The 17,070-nt window shown below is 73.1% G+C and carries 14 protein-coding genes; 8 read left to right on the top strand and 6 right to left on the bottom strand.

Features of this window, described 5'->3' with window-relative positions:
- Nucleotides 1–74: 74 nt before the first annotated feature.
- Entirely contained in the window at nt 75–1,592 is a 1,518-nt protein-coding gene (locus ACGFZN_RS24190; RefSeq protein WP_393860555.1) for an APC family permease, read from the top strand.
- A 79-nt stretch (nt 1,593–1,671) separates the two neighbouring features.
- Here the strand turns inward: ACGFZN_RS24190 and ACGFZN_RS24185 are convergent, their stop codons facing one another.
- Both ACGFZN_RS24185 and gabT read right to left on the bottom strand, forming a co-directional pair.
- Nucleotides 1,672–3,195: a PucR family transcriptional regulator gene (locus ACGFZN_RS24185; protein WP_393860554.1), complete on the bottom strand. Its 1,524-nt coding sequence runs from the start codon at nt 3,193–3,195 to the stop codon at nt 1,672–1,674.
- 126 nt (nt 3,196–3,321) lie between these two features.
- A complete protein-coding gene (gabT, locus tag ACGFZN_RS24180) occupies nt 3,322–4,698 on the bottom strand; it encodes a 4-aminobutyrate--2-oxoglutarate transaminase (protein ID WP_393860553.1) in 1,377 nt (458 codons plus the stop codon).
- 199 nt (nt 4,699–4,897) lie between these two features.
- On the opposite strand from gabT, the gene ACGFZN_RS24175 reads away from it, so the two are divergent.
- The 4 genes from ACGFZN_RS24175 (at nt 4,898) to ACGFZN_RS24160 (ending at nt 9,763) form a co-directional block, all read left to right on the top strand.
- Nucleotides 4,898–6,406 carry an aldehyde dehydrogenase family protein gene (locus tag ACGFZN_RS24175; protein WP_393860552.1) on the top strand — a complete coding sequence of 503 codons (1,509 nt, stop codon included), beginning with the start codon at nt 4,898–4,900 and terminating at the stop codon, nt 6,404–6,406.
- Nucleotides 6,403–7,557: a CaiB/BaiF CoA transferase family protein gene (locus ACGFZN_RS24170; RefSeq protein ID WP_393860551.1), complete on the top strand. Its 1,155-nt coding sequence runs from the start codon at nt 6,403–6,405 to the stop codon at nt 7,555–7,557. Before ACGFZN_RS24175 ends, ACGFZN_RS24170 begins: the two co-directional genes overlap by 4 nt.
- Before the next feature lie 31 nt (nt 7,558–7,588).
- On the top strand, nt 7,589–8,767 hold the full coding sequence (locus ACGFZN_RS24165; protein ID WP_393860550.1) for an acyl-CoA dehydrogenase family protein: 1,179 nt from the start codon (nt 7,589–7,591) through the stop codon (nt 8,765–8,767).
- 174 nt (nt 8,768–8,941) lie between these two features.
- Nucleotides 8,942–9,763 carry a 3-hydroxybutyryl-CoA dehydrogenase gene (locus ACGFZN_RS24160; RefSeq protein ID WP_393860784.1) on the top strand — a complete coding sequence of 274 codons (822 nt, stop codon included), beginning with the start codon at nt 8,942–8,944 and terminating at the stop codon, nt 9,761–9,763.
- Between the two features lie 66 nt (nt 9,764–9,829).
- Here ACGFZN_RS24160 and ACGFZN_RS24155 read toward each other — a convergent pair whose 3' ends face one another.
- From ACGFZN_RS24155 to ACGFZN_RS24145, 3 genes are all read right to left on the bottom strand, one after another.
- Nucleotides 9,830–10,657 (bottom strand): SAM-dependent methyltransferase, encoded by an 828-nt coding sequence (locus tag ACGFZN_RS24155; protein WP_393860549.1) that lies wholly within the window; start codon nt 10,655–10,657, stop codon nt 9,830–9,832.
- Nucleotides 10,658–10,739: 82 nt separating this feature from the next.
- A complete protein-coding gene (locus tag ACGFZN_RS24150; RefSeq protein WP_393860548.1) occupies nt 10,740–10,991 on the bottom strand; it encodes a DUF397 domain-containing protein in 252 nt (83 codons plus the stop codon).
- The gene (locus ACGFZN_RS24145) at nt 10,988–11,860 is read right to left on the bottom strand and encodes a helix-turn-helix domain-containing protein (RefSeq protein ID WP_393860547.1); all 873 of its coding nucleotides are present in this window, start codon (nt 11,858–11,860) and stop codon (nt 10,988–10,990) included. Before ACGFZN_RS24145 ends, ACGFZN_RS24150 begins: the two co-directional genes overlap by 4 nt.
- A 311-nt stretch (nt 11,861–12,171) precedes the next feature.
- Here ACGFZN_RS24145 and ACGFZN_RS24140 point away from each other — a divergent pair, with 311 nt between their 5' ends.
- The 3 genes from ACGFZN_RS24140 (at nt 12,172) to ACGFZN_RS24130 (ending at nt 15,862) form a co-directional block, all read left to right on the top strand.
- Nucleotides 12,172–12,477 carry a hypothetical protein gene (locus ACGFZN_RS24140; RefSeq protein ID WP_393860546.1) on the top strand — a complete coding sequence of 102 codons (306 nt, stop codon included), beginning with the start codon at nt 12,172–12,174 and terminating at the stop codon, nt 12,475–12,477.
- A gap of 210 nt (nt 12,478–12,687) precedes the next feature.
- Entirely contained in the window at nt 12,688–15,198 is a 2,511-nt protein-coding gene (locus ACGFZN_RS24135) for a Helicase associated domain protein (RefSeq protein ID WP_393860545.1), read from the top strand.
- 118 nt (nt 15,199–15,316) lie between these two features.
- The gene (locus ACGFZN_RS24130; RefSeq protein ID WP_393860544.1) at nt 15,317–15,862 is read left to right on the top strand and encodes a hypothetical protein; all 546 of its coding nucleotides are present in this window, start codon (nt 15,317–15,319) and stop codon (nt 15,860–15,862) included.
- Nucleotides 15,863–15,965: 103 nt separating this feature from the next.
- Here the strand turns inward: ACGFZN_RS24130 and ACGFZN_RS24125 are convergent, their stop codons facing one another.
- The gene (locus ACGFZN_RS24125; protein WP_393860543.1) at nt 15,966–16,625 is read right to left on the bottom strand and encodes a DUF1707 domain-containing protein; all 660 of its coding nucleotides are present in this window, start codon (nt 16,623–16,625) and stop codon (nt 15,966–15,968) included.
- Nucleotides 16,626–17,070 lie beyond the last annotated feature (445 nt).

Raw genomic sequence — 17,070 nt, 5'->3', positions numbered from 1 at the left:
CATGCCGCCCCAGGACTCGCGCCCCATCTCTGGACTGCCGCCCCATCCTCTGGCACGAGAAAACGGGAGCCAGCATGAGTTCCACCACCCCACCGGACCCCGTCGACAGCGACGCCGCGCAGCTCGCCTCGCTCGGGTACGAGTCCGAGTTCAAACGGGACATGAGCCCCTGGGCCAACTTCTCCCTCGGATTCACCTACCTGTCCCCGGTCGTCGGGGTGTACTCGCTCTTCGCCTACGCGCTGGCGAGCGGCGGCCCGCCGATGATCTGGAGCTTCGTGATCGTCGGTCTCGGCCAGCTGCTCGTCGCCCTGGTGTTCAGCGAGGTCGTCGCGCAGTACCCGGTGGCGGGCGGCGTCTACCCCTGGGCGCGCCGGCTGTGGGGGCGCCGGTGGGCCTGGATGACCGGATGGGTCTATCTGATCGCGCTGATGTGCACCATCGCCAGCGTGGTGTACGGCGCGGGCCCCTACATCGCCGCCACCTTCGGTTTCACCCCCACGGTCGACACCACCATCATCTGCTCCCTCGCGATCCTCGCCCTGGCCACCCTGATCAACTTCCTGGGCACCCGGGTGCTCGCGGCGGCTGCCGTCATCGGCTTCTCCGCCGAGATCGTCGGCGCGCTCGCGGTCGGCGGCTGGCTGCTCGTGTCCCACCGGCACCACAACCTCGGGGTGCTCTTCGACTCCTTCGGTGCCCAGGGCAGCCACAGCTACCTGTGGGCGTTCGCGGCGGCCGGCCTGATCGGCGTCTACCAGTACTACGGCTTCGAGGCCTGCGGCGACGTCGCCGAGGAGGTGCCCGACCCGGGCCGCCTGATCCCGAAGGCCATGCGCCGCACCATCTACATCGGCGGCGCCGCGGCCACCTTCGTCTGCCTGGCCCTGGTGCTCTCCGTCGCCGACATCCCGGCGGTGATCGCGGGCAAGGACGTCGACCCGGTGACCACGCTGCTGGACGGCGCCTTCGGCTCGGTCGGCTCCAAGATCGTGCTCGGCGTCGTGCTGCTGTCCTTCCTCTCGTGCGCCATGAGCCTGCAGGCGGCGGCCAGCCGGCTGGCCTTCAGTTACGGCCGCGACGAGATGATCATGGGCAGCCGTCTGCTGCGGAAGTTCTCGGAGGCCCGGCACGTCCCGCCGTACGCCCTGCTGCTCGCGGCCGTCCTGCCGGCGCTGATCGTCGTCGGCTCCAAGGTCTCCACCGACGCCCTGGCCAAGGTCATCAGCTTCGCCGCGGTCGGCATCTACCTGGGCTTCCAGATGGTGGTGCTCGCCGCGCTGCGGGCCCGGCTCAAGGGCTGGCGGCCCAGCGGCAAGTACCGGCTCGGCAGGTGGGGTCTGCCGGTGAACATCGCCGCCCTGGCCTACGGCGTCCTGGCCATCGTCAACATGTGCTGGCCGCGCACCCCGGACGCGCCGTGGTACGACGACTACATCGTGCCGCTGTCCGCGGTGGTCGTCGTCGGCGCGGGCCTGCTCTACATGGCCGTCCACCGCAGCTACGGCCACAGCGACGCCCCCTACGACGACGCCATCCCCAAGCCCGCCGAGGCACGGGCGGTCACCGAACCGGAACCGTCCCAGGCCTGATCCGACGGAAGGCGCCCGGCGCGGACACCGCGCCGGGCGCCTTCCTTCGTGCGCGGTCCGGGCGCCTGCCGAAGCGGCCTCAGCGGCCGTGGTCCTGCCAGGCCGAGAGGGCCAGCAGCAGTTCGGCGCGTACGTGCGCGGAGTCGAGGCCCACGCCGAGCACGGACTGGGCCCGTTCCATCCTGCTGCGCAAGGTGTGGCGGTGGACGCCGAGCGAGGCGGAGGCGGCTTCCCACTGGCCGTTGTGCTCGAGGAACGCGCGCAGCGAGCCGAGCAGTTCGGTTCCGTTGGCCGAGTCGTAGGCGGCGAGCGGGGCCAGCCGTGTCCGGGCGATCGTCTCCAGCACCGTGCGGGTGCCGGGCGTGGCCAGCAGGACGTGCCCGGCGAGCGACTCGAAGCGGACCACCTCCGGACAGCCGCGGGCCTGGGCGGCCGACACCGCGCTCAGCGCCTCCCGCAGGGCCGCCGGCCCCGCGTCCAGGTCGTGCGGGCTGCTGAGGCCGGCCCGCAGACTGGCGCGCGTCCGGGCGGTCAGGCCGTCCAGCACCGACTGGGCGGTCATCGCATGGCCGCCGGGGACCAGCAGCACCGCGCACTCCTCGCGGACGGTGCCGAACAGCGGCAGACCGCGCTCCCCCAGGTGCTCGCCGGCGGCGTCGAGGACGCGGCGCGGGCTGCCGCCGCGCAGGGCCAGGACCCGCACCCCGTCACGGACCGGGAAACCGGCCTCGGAGAGGTGGCCGAGCGCGGCCGGCGCGGCGACCGACCCGTCCAGGAGCATCCGGAAGAACAGGCTGTTCACGCGGTTCTGCTCGTCACGCAGCCGCAGCGGCTTCTCGGCCTCCAGGGCGACCAGCGACGCGGCGTGGCCGAGCAGCAGGTGGTCGACCGGTGTCAGCTCCCGGTCGGTGACCAGCACCAGCCGCCCGTGCACCCGCGGGCCCACCCGGACCTGCTGCACCGCCACCCCGGCGCCGGGACCGCAGCTGACCGCCGCGGCCGCCTCGTCCACCGTGCGCAGCGCCGCCAGCACGTCCGGGGCGGGCGCCGCGGCGCCCGCCGGATGCGCGGCGCGCGTGCGGCCCTCGTGGTCCAGGTAGAGCACGGCGGTGCCGGTGGAGACGGCCAGTTCCCGGACCACGGCCTGCGCCCCGCCGTGCAGGGCGGCCCGGGTCATGCGCGGCTGGATGCGGGAGGCCTGGACGACGCCGTCGTACTGCTGCTCGGCGAGCCGGGCCATGACGGCCTTGGTGACGGCGGCGAACGGCGTGGGCAGCGGCACCTCCAGCAACGGCAGGCCGGTCTCCTGGGCGGCCGACACGACGGCGGCGGGCACCGCGTCGTGCGACAGGCCGACGCCGAAACCCAGTGCCGCCACGCCGGCGGCGGCGAGGCGCTCGACGTACGACCGCTGGGCACCGGCCTCGGCGGGCAGGCGCAGGCCGGTGGTCAGGAGCAGTTCTCCGCCGCTGATCCAGGCCACGGGGTCGGCCAGTTCGATGCTGTGCGCCCAGAGCACCTCGCGGTCGAGCCGCTCACGCGCGGCCAGGACCCGCAGGCCCAGCTCCGTACGCCCGAGCAGCCAGCGCAGGGGTACGCCCACCGCTCGCCCACCCCCCTTCGCCGTTGACCTCTAAAACCGTAGGTCAGGCTATTTCATGGGGCCGGCCCCGGGAAGGCCGGAAGGGCGGGCGGTGGGCGTACCGCGATGTGAGGTGGGCGACGGTGGTCAGGCCGCGCAGGCGGTTTCCTCGGCGATGGCCTTCCCCAGCAGCGCCAGGCCCTCGTCCAGCAGGCTGTCGGAGATCGACAGCGGCGGCAGGAACCGCAGGACGTTGCCGTAGCTGCCCGCCGTCAGCACGAGCAGACCCTCCGCGTGACAGCGCCGGGCGATGCCCGCGGCCAGGTCGGGCGCGGGCGTGCGGTCGCCGTGCGGCTCCACGAGTTCCACGGCCGTCATCGCCCCCCGGCCGCGCACCTCGCCGATGACCGGGTGGGCGTCGGCGAACGCCCTGAGACGCTCGATCATGGTGTCCCCGATCGCGCGGGCGCGTGCGAGCAGATCGTTGCTCTCGATCTCGTCGAAGACGCCGAGCGCCGCCTCGCAGGCGACCGGGTTGCCGCTGAAGGTGCCGCCCAGGCCGCCCGCGGGGGCTGCGTCCATCAACTCGGCGCGGCCGGTCACCGCGCCCAGCGGCAGACCGCCCGCCAGGCCTTTCGCCGTGGTCACCAGGTCGGGCTCGATGCCCTCGTGTTCGCACGCGAACATCCGGCCGGTGCGGGCGATGCCCGTCTGCACCTCGTCGGCGATCAGCAGGATCCCGCGCGCCCGGCAGATCTCGGCCACGCGCGGGAGGAACCCCGGCGCGGGCACGATGAAGCCTCCCTCGCCCTGGATCGGCTCCACGACCACCGCCGCGACGTTGTCCGCGCCGACCTGCCGGTCGAGCAGGTCCGCGAGGGCGGCCGCGGCCTCCTCCGCGCAGCGTTCGGGCCCGGTGGGCCAGCGGTAGGGATAGGCCATCGGGGCACGGTGGACCTCCGGCGCGAACGGGCCGAAGCCGTGCTTGTAGGGGCGGTTCTTGGCGGTCAGGGTCATCGTCAGCAGCGTGCGGCCGTGGAAGGCGTGGTCGAGGACCACGACCGCCGGGCGGCCGGTGGCGGCGCGGGCGATCTTCACGGCGTTCTCCACCGCCTCCGCGCCGGAGTTGACCAGGAGGGTCCGCTTCTCGCCGGGGACGGGCGCGAGGGCGTTGAGCCGCTCGCACACGTCCAGGTAGGACGCGTACGGGTTCACCAGGAAGCAGGTGTGGGTGAAGCGCCGCAGCTGCGCGGCGGCCCGCTCGGCCACGGCCGGCGCGGAGTTGCCGACGGTGGTGACGGCGATGCCGCTGCCGAAGTCGATGAAGGAGTTGCCGTCCGCGTCCACGAGCACGCCGCCGCCGGCGGCCTCCACGAAGACGGGCAGGGTGGCGCCGATCCCGGCGGGCACCAGTCGGCGCCGGCGGGCCAGCAGTTCGCGTGAGCGGGGACCGGGGATCTCGGTGACGATCCGGCGGACCTGCTCGAGGCCGGGACCGCCGGCCGGTCGGGAATCACCGGGCATGGGACGTCCTCCGGGAGGTCGGGGGCTTAGGGGACGCCGAGCCAACCACCGCGGTGCGCACCGCACCATCGACGGATCGGCGTGCCCGGACGGCGCGCGGCACTCCATCGCGTCCAGTGCGCACGGTGCCCGGCCCCTCGCAGAATGACGGCCTCACCCGGCCCGCGACGGCGTCACGGGTGTCCCGAAAGGAGTGCGGATGCGACCCACCGCAGACAGCAGCGCGAAGGAGGCCGAGGCGGCCCCGCCGATCCGTTCGCTGCGCCACCTCGTCGCAGGGCAGTGGCGGACCGGCGACGGCGAGGAACTCGTCGACCTCAACCCGGCCCGCCCCCACGAGACCGTGGCCGTGGGACGGCTCGCCCGGGACCGCGACCTCGACGAGGCCGTCACCGCGGCGCGGGAAGCCTTCCCCCGCTGGGCCGCCACCCCGCCCCACGCACGCGGCCGGATCCTCGACCGCGCCGCCGGCGTCATCGAGGCGCACGCCGACCAGTGGGGAGAGGAACTCGCCCGGGAGGAGGGCAAGACCCGCGACGAAGGCGTCGGCGAGGTGCGCCGGGCCGCGGAGATCTTCCGCTACTACGCCGGCGAGGCATCCCGCCCGGTCGGGGAGGTCTTCGCCTCGCCCCGGCCCGGCGAGCAGATCCACGTGGTCCACCGGCCCGTCGGCACCGTCGCGGTCGTCACCCCCTTCAACTTCCCTGCCGCGATCCCCGCGTGGAAGATCGCCCCCGCGCTCGGCTACGGCAACACCGTCGTGTGGAAGCCCGCCAGCCTGGTGCCGCTGCTGGCCGTACGGCTGGCCGAGGCGCTGGTGGAGGCCGGGCTGCCGGACGGCGTCCTGTCCCTGCTCATCGGCGACGGGAGCCTGGGCGGCCGGCTGGTCGAGCACCCCGGTGTGGACGCGGTCACCTTCACCGGGTCGACCGGAGTGGGCCGCGGCCTGATCGCCGCCTGCGGGCGCATGGCGCGGCCGGTGCAGACCGAGATGGGCGGCAAGAACGCGGCCGTCGTGCTCGCCGACGCCGACCTCGAACTCGCCGTGCGGGAGGTGCTCGCCGGCGCCTTCCGTGCCACCGGCCAGAAGTGCACCGCCACCTCCCGGCTCATCGTGCAGGAGCCCGTCGCCGACGCGTTCCTGGCGCAGCTGACCAAGCGTGCCGCCGCGCTGCGGGTCGGCGACCCCCTGGACCCCGCCACCGAGATGGGCCCCGTGGTGACGCTGGAGGCCCGCGACCGGATCCAGCACGCCGTGGACGCCGCGGCGGCCCGCCCGGGCGTGGACGTCCTCACCGGCGGCCGGCGCTACGACGACGACCGCACGGCCGGGGCCTTCGTCCCGCCCACCGTGGTCGAGCTGGCCGGCGACGACCCGCTGTGGCGCGAGGAACTGTTCGGCCCCGTCCTCGCCGTCCGCCGGGCCGGGGACACCCGGGAGGCGCTGGCGCTGGCCGACGACAGCGAGTTCGGGCTCTCCGCCGCCGTCTTCACCGACGACCTGCGTGCCGTCACCGCCGCGATGGACGGCCTGGAGGTGGGCGTGCTGCACATCAACTCCGAGACGGCGGGCGCCGATCCGCACGTGCCGTTCGGCGGGGCCAGGCAGAGCGCCTACGGGCCGAAGGAACAGGGGCGGGCGGCACGCGAGTTCTTCACCCGCACCACGACCGTGTACCTGCGCGGCTCCGGAGGTCCGCTGCTGTGACCACGCCCTCCCCGCTGCCCCTGAGCGGCGTCCTCGTCGCCGACTTCGGCCGCGTGCTCGCCGCGCCCTACGCCACCATGCTCCTCGCCGACCTGGGCGCCGACGTCATCAAGGTCGAGCACCCCTCGCGGGGCGACGACACCCGCGCCTGGGGCCCGCCGCACGCGCACGGCGAGGCCACCTACTACCTCTCCGTCAACCGCAACAAGCGCTCCGTCGCCCTCGACCTGGCCGACGAGGCCGACCGGCGCCGCGCCGCCGAACTGGCCCGCCGGGCCGATGTGCTCTTCGAGAACTTCCGCCCCGGCACCCTGCGCAAGTACGGGCTCGGCTACGACGAGGTCCGTGCCGCGAACCCGGGAGTCGTCTACTGCTCGATCACCGGGTTCGGATCCGGTCCCGGAGCCGGCCTGCCCGGGTACGACCTGCTGATCCAGGCCGTCGGCGGGCTGATGAGCGTCACCGGACCCGCTCCCGGAGAGCCGGTCAAGACGGGCGTGGCCCTGGTCGACGTCCTCACCGGCCTGCACGCCGCGGTCGGCGTGCTCGCCGCGCTGCGCCACCGGGAGGCGAGCGGAGAGGGACAGCACGTCGAGGTCAACCTGCTCTCCACGCTGCTGTCGAGCCTGGTCAACCAGTCCGCCGGGTACACCCTGGCCGGCCGGGTGCCGGGCATCCTGGGCAACCGGCACCCGTCCATCGCGCCGTACGAGGTGTACCGGGCCAAGGACCGCCCGCTGGTGATCGCGGTGGGCAACGACCGCCAGTTCGCGGCGCTGTGCCGCGGCACCGGCGCACCGGAGCTGGCCGACGACCCGCGGTTCGCCACCAACGCCGACCGGGTGGCGCACGTCGACGAACTGGCCGGTGAACTCGGCGAGTTGCTCGCCACCCGTACGGCCGCCGAATGGTTCGAGCGCCTCACGCCCCTGGGCGTGCCCTGCGGCCCCGTCAACGACCTGGCCCAGGCGTTCGCCCTCGCCGACCGCCTCGGCCTGGCGCCCCGGGCCGTGATCGCGGACGGCACGCACTCCCCCATGGACCTCGTGGCCAACCCGATCTCCCTGTCCGGCACCCCGCCGCGTTACGACCGCCGCCCGCCGCGGCTCGGTGAGCACACCGGCGAGATCGCGGACTGGCTCGACTCCTGACCCCACTCGACTCGACTCCCTGGAGCACATGATGAGCGGCACCAAGCCGATGAAGGACCCGCTGGACCTGCTCGACCTCGCCTCCGTCCTCTCGGACGAGGAGCGCGAGATCCAGGCCACCGTCGCCAAGTTCCTCGCCGACCGGGTGCGCCCGCACATCGGCGAGTGGTTCGAGAACGCCCGCTTCGCCCGCGAACTCGCCCCCGAACTGGGCAAGCTCGGCGTGCTGGGCATGCATCTGGAGGGCTACGGCTGCGCCGGCACCAACGCCGTCAGCTACGGGCTCGCCTGCCTGGAGCTGGAGGCCGCCGACTCCGGGTTCCGCAGCTTCGTCTCGGTGCAGGGCTCGCTGTCGATGTACTCCATCTGGAAGTGGGGCTCCGAGGAGCAGAAGCAGCAGTGGCTGCCGCGGCTGGCCGCGGGCGAGGCCATCGGCTGCTTCGGCCTGACCGAGCCGGACTTCGGCAGCAACCCGGCGGGCATGCGCACCCGGGCGGTGCGCGACGGGGGCGACTGGGTGCTCAACGGCTCCAAGATGTGGATCACCAACGGCGGTATCGCCGACGTCGCCACCGTCTGGGCGCAGACCGAGGACGGCGTGCGCGGCTTCCTGGTGCCGCGCGGCACCCCGGGCTTCACCACGCAGGACATCAAGCAGAAGATGTCGCTGCGCGCCTCGATCACCTCCGAGCTGCACTTCGACGACGTGCGGCTGCCCGACTCGGCGCGCCTGCCGCACGCCGAGGGCCTGCGCGGGCCGCTGTCCTGCCTGAACGAGGCGCGGTTCGGGATCCTCTTCGGCGCGGTCGGGGCCGCCCGCGACTCCCTCGTGGCGGCCCTGGAGTACGCCGGCTCCCGCGTCCAGTTCGGCCGGCCGATCAGCGCCTTCCAGCTGACGCAGAAGAAGCTCGCCGACATGAGTGTGTCGCTGGGCGGCGCGGCCCTGCTCGCCGTGCACCTGGGCCGGCTCAAGGACCGGGGCCGGCTGCGTCCCGAGCAGGTCAGCGTCGGCAAGCTCAACAACGTCCGAGAGGCCCTGGCCATCGCCCGCGAGTGCCGGACCGTCCTCGGCGCCAACGGCATCTCGCTGGAGTACCCGCCGCTGCGCCACGCCAACAACCTGGAGTCCGTCCTGACGTACGAGGGCACCAGCGAGATCCACACGCTCGTCATCGGACAGGCCCTCACCGGCCAGGCCGCCTACCGCTGACCCTCGGTCCCCTCGGCAGAAGGACGCACCATGACACCATCGACAGCCGGCCGTGCCGGGAAGCCGGGGCCCGGCCCGCGGCCCGGGCGCCGGCGCACGTCACAGCCGGCCTGCTCCGGCGCCCGCCCTGCCTCCGACGGCATCCGGCGCGTCGGCGTCGTCGGAGCGGGGCTGATGGGCAGCGGTATCGCGGAGGTCTGCGCCCGGGCGGGCCTGGACGTGCTGGTGCGGGAGACCGGCCCGGACACCGTCCGGGCCGGCCGCGACCGCATCACCGCGTCCCTGGACCGCGGCGTCGGCAGCGGAAGGCTCACCGCATCGGAGCGGGACGCGGCACTCGCAAGGATCCGCTTCACCACCGACCTGGCGGACTTCGCCGACCGCGACGCGGCGATCGAAGCCGTGGCCGAGGACGAGCAGCTCAAGACGGAGGTGTTCACCGCTCTGGACGAGGTTCTGGCCCGGCGGGACGCGATCCTCGCCACCAACACCTCGTCCATCCCCGTGATCAAGCTCGCCGCGGCCACCGGCCGGCCGGAGCAGGTCGTCGGCATCCACTTCTTCAACCCGGTGCCGGTGATGCCCCTGGTCGAGATCGTGCCCTCGCTGCTGACCGGCCACCGAACCCGGTCCACGGCCGAGGACTTCGCGGCCGCCAGGCTGGGCAAGCACGTCATCGTGTCGCAGGACCGGGCCGGCTTCGTCGTCAACTCCCTGCTCGTGCCCTACCTGTTGTCCGCGATCCGCATGCTCGAATCGGGCTTCGCCGGCGCCGAGGACATCGACGACGGCATGGTACTCGGCTGCGCCCACCCCATGGGCCCGCTGCGGCTGGCGGACCTGATCGGCCTGGACACGCTCAAGGCCATCGCCGACTCCCTGTACCAGGAGTCCAAGGAGCCGTCGCACTCCCCGCCGGCCCTGCTGCTGCGGATGGTCGACGCGGGCCTGCTCGGCAGGAAGAGCGGCCGCGGCTTCCACGACTACGCCCGCTGAGTCGGGCACAGCGCTCCCCGAGGCGCCACCACCGCGGTGCCGCCTCGGGAAACGCCGACGGGATCGCTACGGCTTGATGCCGACACCCGTCCACAGGCTGACCTCGGCGTCCGTGGGCGGCTCGGCGGCGGTGGCGTCCTCGCTCGGCGGGTCGGGACGCCAGCGGTGGCCCAGCGCGATGCCGGGGTCGAGGAGTTCCAGACCGTCGAAGAAGCGGGCGACGTCGGCGCGGGTGCGGAACTGCACCGGGGTTCCCGCGTTGACGTAGATGTCGGTGACCTTCTGCCAGGTGTCCGGATCGAAGTCGGGCGTGCAGTGGCTCAGGGCCAGGGCGCTGCCGGAGGGCAGGACGTCGAGCAGACGGCTGACGATGCCGTACGGGTCCTGCCGGTCCGGGACGAAGTGCATCAGGGCGTTGAGGGACAGCGCCACCGGCTTGCTCAGGTCCAGCACCTCGGTGAGGACGGGGGCCTCCAGCAAGGCGGCGGGGTCGTTGACGTCGGCCTCGATGTACGCGGTGCGGCCCTGGACCGTGCTGCGCATCAGGCGCTCGGCGTACTTCAGCACGAGCGGGTCGTTGTCGGCGTAGACGACCCGGGCGTCGGGGACGACGGACTGGGCCACCTGGTGCAGGTTCGGCTCGGTCGGGATGCCGGTGCCGATGTCCAGCCACTGGCGGATGCCGTACTCCCGCGCCAGCACGCGAGTCGCCCGGTGCATGAACGACCGGTTCTCACGGGCGCACACGAAGATCCCGGGATAGACCGACGCCACTGCCTCGGCCGCCTGCTTGTCCACCTCGAAGTGGTCCTTGCCGCCGAGGTAGTAGTCGTACATGCGTGCGGAGTGGGGCCTGCTGGTGTCGATGTCCCGCGAGGCCGACGTGCTGCTCATGCTCTTCCCTTCCGATGGTTGCGTGGCGTTGAGGGCGAGGGGTCGGCCTCGTGGCGGCGGCTTCTCCCGGTCGCGCTGGGGTTCAGCCGGCCACCAGGTGATCGGCTAGGCCCTTCTTGACTCCGTCGAGGAACGCGCTGATCTCCGCGGTGGTGTAGATCAGCGCGGGCCCCGAGGGATCCGTCGACTGCCGCAGCGCGACGCGGCCGTCGGCGAGTTGCTTGGTCTCCACGCACTGGCCCCCGTTGGGTCCGCTCCACGGGCACTCCCAGCCGTGTTCCCCGAGGTCGGAAGCGGGCATCCCGTTGTAGACACTGCCATGGCTTGTGGTCATGAGTACTCCTTGCGCATGTGATGCAAGAGCGCCCTGCTGTCCGCCGACGAGGTCAGCAGCGACATCCGGTTGTGCGCTTCCAGATGGGCGGCGACGTCGGAACGCTGGTCGAGGTACATCGAGGCGGTGAGGATCTCGCTGTAGACGACGTCGGGCAGCTCCGGCTCCTCGAACCGGAAGTAGGTGAAGGGCGCGCACGCGCCGACGTGGGCGCCCGCGGAGAACGGAACGACGTCGATGCTGACGTGTTCCAGCTCCGAGGCCTCGAGGAGCCGGTCGATCTGCGCGCGCATCACCTCCGCACCGCCGACGACGCGGTGCAGCACGGCCTCCTCCATCACCACCCACAGCGTGGGAGCGTCCTCGCCCTCCAGCAGGTCCTGCCGGCGCAGCCGCGCCTGGACGCGCCGTTCGAGGTCTTCCTCGCTGTCGTTCGGGAACCCGCCGCGCAGGACTGCGCGCGCGTAGTCGTACGTCTGCAGGAGCCCGGTGACATAGTGCGGCTCGTAGGTGCGCAGGGTCCTGGCGCTGCTCTCCAGGCTGACGTAGGCGGAGAACCAGCTGGGCAGGACATCGCGGTACGCGTGCCACCAGCCCGGCTCGTTGGCCCGCTCGGCGAGGGCGACGAACTCGTCGATCTCCTGCCGGTCGGCGCCGTACGCCTCCAGCAGCTTCTCCACGTACAGGGGCTTGAGAGCGACCTCCGCCTTCTCCAGGCGCCGGATCGTCAGCGGCTTCACCCGCAGGGCCCTGGCGGCGTCCTCCAGCGACACGTCGGCGCTCTGCCGCCTCTCCCGCAACCGCCGGCCGAGGATCATCCGAAGCACTGTCGGCGCGCTGGTCCCCGCCCCCGAACGGCCCTCCATCACGCAGACCCCATTCCCTGACGGTCAGTCACCATGACGCGCAGCATAGCGCTTTGGCGGTGTTACCAACTGGATACCGCCTGGCTGAAATTATCAGGGAAGCAGTTGCAGCGTGAAGTCGACTGCGAGCATAGTTACATCATGAGCGGTCCAGCCGGACGCCCCGGGCCCCCATCGCCAACGACCCGCACATCAGGGGAAGTTGATACGCCCGGACGTTCGACGGCTCGCACATCGAATCGAACACAGCTGTCTGGAAGGCATCACGCCGCTCCACATCCTCGCGTCCCGGCCCCGGATGGAAGGCAATCACCATGTCCCCCCACAGAGCGCTCCTCACCACCCCGCCGACGAGCACCGGCACCGGGTCCCCGCGGGGAGCGGCCGTGACCTCCACGGGCCTGATGCACCGCTCCCATCCGTGGCTCGGTCACCTGGTGACGGACTCCGCGACGGGCCGGCGCGGAATCCTGCGCGCCATCGCCCCCGAGGGCACGGCACCGACCCCGGTCGCCTGGCTGGCCCCGCGGCGAGGCGGCATCGAGTGGACGACGGCGCCGGAGAACCTCACCGACCCCACGCCGATCACGCCGGCCGGCCGCCCGGAAGAGAGGTTCTGAGGCGACTGGCCGAAACACCCGCTCGAGGTTCACGACAGCCTGCGCGAGGCTGCGCGACAGGCCGTCGACGCCGGACGCGACGCAGCGGGGCACGGCCGCCCGTACGTCGCGGCCGGCCCGTGCGCATGCGTGACCACCCGCTAGCCTCCGACCTGGCCGCCTGCATGCTTGAAGGCGCAGGCGCAAGCCCAGGACGCCGAGGACGGGAACGTGACGAAGACTCTGCGCGCTCACCAGCGCGAGGCGGTTGACGCGGTGCTCCGCGCGCTCGAGCTGCCCGCGGATCACACCGTCCCCGAGCGCGGGCTGCGCACCCAGGTGGTCATGGCGACCGGCTCGGGAAAGACGCTCGTCGCCGTCCGCAGCGCCGAGGAGCTGCGGGCCGGCCGTGTGCTGGTGCTCGTGCCCTCGCTGGACCTGCTCGCGCAGACCGAGGCCGCGTGGCGCGACGGCGGCCGTACGGGGCCGATGATCGGAGTGTCCTCCCTGCGCGGGGAACAGGCGGCGTTCCCCAACACCACGGACCCGGGCGAGCTGGTCGACTGGGTGCGGCCGTTCGACAAGGTGACCGTGTTCGCCACGTACGCCTCGCTCGGACTGGGCACGCTGGAACGCGCGCACGCCGCCGGCCTGCCGGGCTGGGACCTGATCGTGGTCGACGAGGCGCACCGGACGTCCGGGCGGATCGGCAAGCCCTGGGCCGTCGTCCACGACAACACCCGCATCCCCGCCCTGCGGCGCCTGTACACGACGGCCACGCCCCGGCTGTGGCAGCTCGACGAGGACGGCGAGCCCGGGGTGCCGGGCGAGCTGGTGGCCTCGATGGAGGACGACCCCGCCGGGCCGTTCGGGGCGCGCTGCCACACCCTGACGCTCTCGGAGGCGATCGACCGGGGGATCTGCGCGCCGTACCAGGTCGTGTGCCTGGACATCACCGACACCCAGCTGCAGGCCGCCCAGCTCCTGGGCATCGAAGGCCGCTCGGACCGGGTGCGCGGGGCGCGGCTCGCCGCTCTGCAGGCCGCGCTGGTGAAGGCGTCGGCCGAGGAGGACTTCCGCCGCACGCTCGTCTTCCACCACCTGGTGAAGGAAGCGGAGGCGTTCGCCGCCGGCCTTCCCGGCGTCGCCGCGCGCCTGCACGCTCAGGACCCTGCGCTGTACCCAGAGACGGTCCGGGCCGACTGGCTGTGCGGCGATCACCCCCCGGCACACCGCAAGCGCGTCCTCACCGAGTTCGCCCGCGACGTCGCGGCCGACGGCACCGCGGTGGACCGGAGCTTCCTCGGATCCGTGAAGGTCCTGGGCGAGGGGGTCGACACCCGCGACTGCGACTCGGTCTACTTCGCCGACGTACGCGGCTCCATGCCCGACCTCGTCCAGGCCGTCGGCCGGGCTCTGCGCATGCGGCCCGGCGAAGGCAAGACCGCCTCCCTCGTCGTACCCGTCCTGCTCGGGCCCGGAGAGACACCGGACACCATGCTGACCAGCAGGGCGTACGGCGGCCTCGCCAAGCTCCTGGAGGCGCTCCGGGCGCACGACGCCCGTGTCGTGGAACAGCTCGCCCAGCCGCAGGCCCAGAGCCGGGTCCGGGGCGTGCAGAGCCGCAGCGGGGGCGAGGAGGACGAGGGCGCCGGCAGCGGCGGAAGCGACCGGCTGTCCGCGCCGGCCCGGCAGCTGCTGAAGTTCTCCACCCCACGTGACCCCGCCCGGCTGGCCGCCTTCATCAACCTGCGGGTCCTCGATCCCGAGCACGCCCACTGGCGGCGCGGCGTCGAAGCCGCCTCCCTCTACGCCCGCGCGCACGGTGACCTGAGGGTCCCCTTCACCTACCGCGTGCCCGGCCGCGACGATCCGGAGGCGGAGGCCGAGGGCTGGCCGCCCTCGCTCGCCGGGTTCCCGCTGGGGCAGTGGATCGCCGACGCCCGCAGGTTCCACGCCCGCGGGACGCTGGACGCCGGCCGTGTCGAGCAGCTGGAACGGCTCGGCATGATCTGGAGCCACTTCGACGTCGCCTGGGAGGAGGGCCTGGCCGCCGCGCGGGGGTGGGCCGAGGAGAACGGGCACCTCCTGGCCCCGCTGGACGCCACGTACCAGGGGTACAAGGTCGGCATCTGGCTGAAGAACCAGCGGGCCGCCGCGCGCAGGGCCGCGGACACCGAGCAGCAGGACGCCGAGGACCTGCCGGCGCCGGCGACGGGCGGGGTGCTGTCCCCGGAGCGGCGCGAGCAGCTGGAGGACATCGACCCGTCGTGGTGCCCGGCCTGGCCCGTGGCGTGGCAGCGCTGCTTCCACCTGGTCCGGCTGCACCTGGAGGCGGGCGGCACCCTGCCCGTGGCACCCGGCGAGGTCGTACGCCAGGGCGAGGACCTCGGGCGATGGGTACGCGCCCAGCGGCTCGGCTGGGACCGGCTCGCGGCCCCGCAGCAGTGGCTGTGCGAGCACGTCCTCGGCATCGGGCCCGCCGCCCGGGACGAGAAACCCGCGCCGCGCCGCAGCCACGCCGACAAGTGGGCCCTCAACTACGCCGCTGCCCGGCAGTTCTACCAGCGCGAGGGCCACCTGCGGGTACCGCGCAAGCACATCGAACGCATCGTCCTCGAGGCCCGGGAGACCCGGGAACTCAGACTGGGCGCGTGGATCAGCAACCAGCGCAGCAGGGCCGCGACCCTCTCCCCCGAACGGATCAAGAAACTGTCGGCCATCGGCATGCGCTGGACGTAGCAAGTCGTCGTCGACGGCGCGGCACGGCCAACATCCCGCTGGTCTGGGTGGTGGAACTCGGCTCGGATTCGAACGTGCTGCGCGGGCGAGTGTCGCTTCGCTGGGTGAAGCTGAAAGCGTGAGCATCAGTAGCGAGCACCCGGTAAGTGCCGAGCAGATCCGCGCAGCGCTCGCCGCACTGGCGGCCGAGCCCGCGGCAGAGCCGGAGCGGCGGCCCGAGGCGGCGCCGGAGGACGACCGTCTGCAGCTCCTGGGCCGGCTGCTGGCGAAGACGGAGCTCGAGATCACGGCCGCGACGCGGCTCACCGAGGAAGGGGAGATCGAGGACGTCCTGGAGACGTTGCTCGGCTGGGGCGAACAGCTGAGCGGTGATCCGGGCCTGGCGGTCAACGTCCTGACGAACCGGTTGCAGCGCACCGCGGTGCAGGTCTCCGAACCCGAGGACGAAGAGCTGCCGCCGGGCCGGGAGGCCGCCTTCGCCGCCGTCATGACCGCGGTGTACGTGCTCGGCGCCCAGGTTCACGCCGACCGCGGCGACGCGGAAGGCACCCGGCACGCGCTGAGCGGAGCGGAAGAGGCTCTCATCGACATCCTGCAAGGCGTGCACGACCTGCGCGTGGCCATCGGCGACGCGCCCGGGCCCGATGAGGAGGCCGGCGACTGAAGCCGGCGACCGACCCGCTCGCCACCGGACCGGGCACCGGGCACTGTGCCCCCCGTCGTCCCGCCCGCCGTGCAGGATTCGGCGGCGGTTCCCGGCGAGGGAGTCAACCGCCTGACGAAGCGAGCGCGGGCCTGCGCAGCAGCCACTGTGCGAACGTCCGGCGCGGGGGCCGTACCACGACGCGGCCGTGGGCCTTCTCACCGGCGAGTTCCACGCGCAGGGTGACCGGAGTGCCCGGAACCGTCGGGGTGTGACCGTGCTTGATCTTGCAGTGCACGAGCCGCAGGCCGTCGACGTCGACCACGACGCCCGGCGGCGTCACCAGCGTCAGGGTCTTCCCGGCCATGTGCACGTCGATCCGCAAGGTGTCGTGCATGATCACGGCCTCGGTGAAGTCGAGCGTGACGTCGCAGTAGGTCACCGCGAGTTCCAGCTTCCGCGGCACCACCCAGCGCCCCGAGCGCTCGATCGCGCCGCTGAAGACCTGTTCGATCCGGACGACGTCCTTGACCTCGGCGCCCGTCACCCCGGCCGTGGCCGGCACGGGCGGCAGGTCGGCGGTGAGTGCGGTCAGCTCGCCGACAGTACGCGCCGACAGGGCGGCTTCCACGCGCTCGTCCAGTTCCTCGGCGGTGAGCATGCCGTCCCCCGCCGCGATGCGCAGCACATCGACCACGCGGTCCCGGTCCGCGTGCGAGGCCCGCAGCCCAGGCGGCGCGCCGGGGCCGGAGGGCTTCCGGGTGGGCGGCATCTCTCCCGGCATGCTTCCGTCCTGGTCTGGTCCGAACGTCTCCGAGCGGCGCTCGCGGCGGCGCGAGGGAAAGAGTAACGCTATATCGCGTCTGGGACACGGCCCTGCTCACGCAGAAGCGGGCAGCCGCCGGGGACCAGCCGCCGGGGGGCGCGCGACCCGGTCGCGCCCGAGCCGGTCGCGGGCGACGATGAGGGGGAGGACCGAGCATCACCCGGCACGGGACCGGCACGGGCCGCAGGCGTGGTCGCCGTACGCGGCCGTGCCGTCGGCCGGCTCCGTGGCGTCCGGCGCCGCCCCGCCACCCCATGGCGGCCGGGCCCCACGGGATGCCGCCGTGGCGTGTACCGGTGGCGCACGGCCCTCCCGGGGTTCAGCCCTCGCCTCCGTCTCTTCGGCGGGCAGGGTATGTGTGCTATTCAGGAGGTGTGCGGTAAGGGATCTCGGGGCTTGATCG

It is taken from the genome of Streptomyces sp. NPDC048192 (genome assembly GCF_043202415.1).
Lineage (GTDB): Bacteria > Actinomycetota > Actinomycetes > Streptomycetales > Streptomycetaceae > Streptomyces.
Note: the sequence above shows the minus strand (reverse complement) of the source record. Positions and strands in the feature narration are given on the sequence as shown.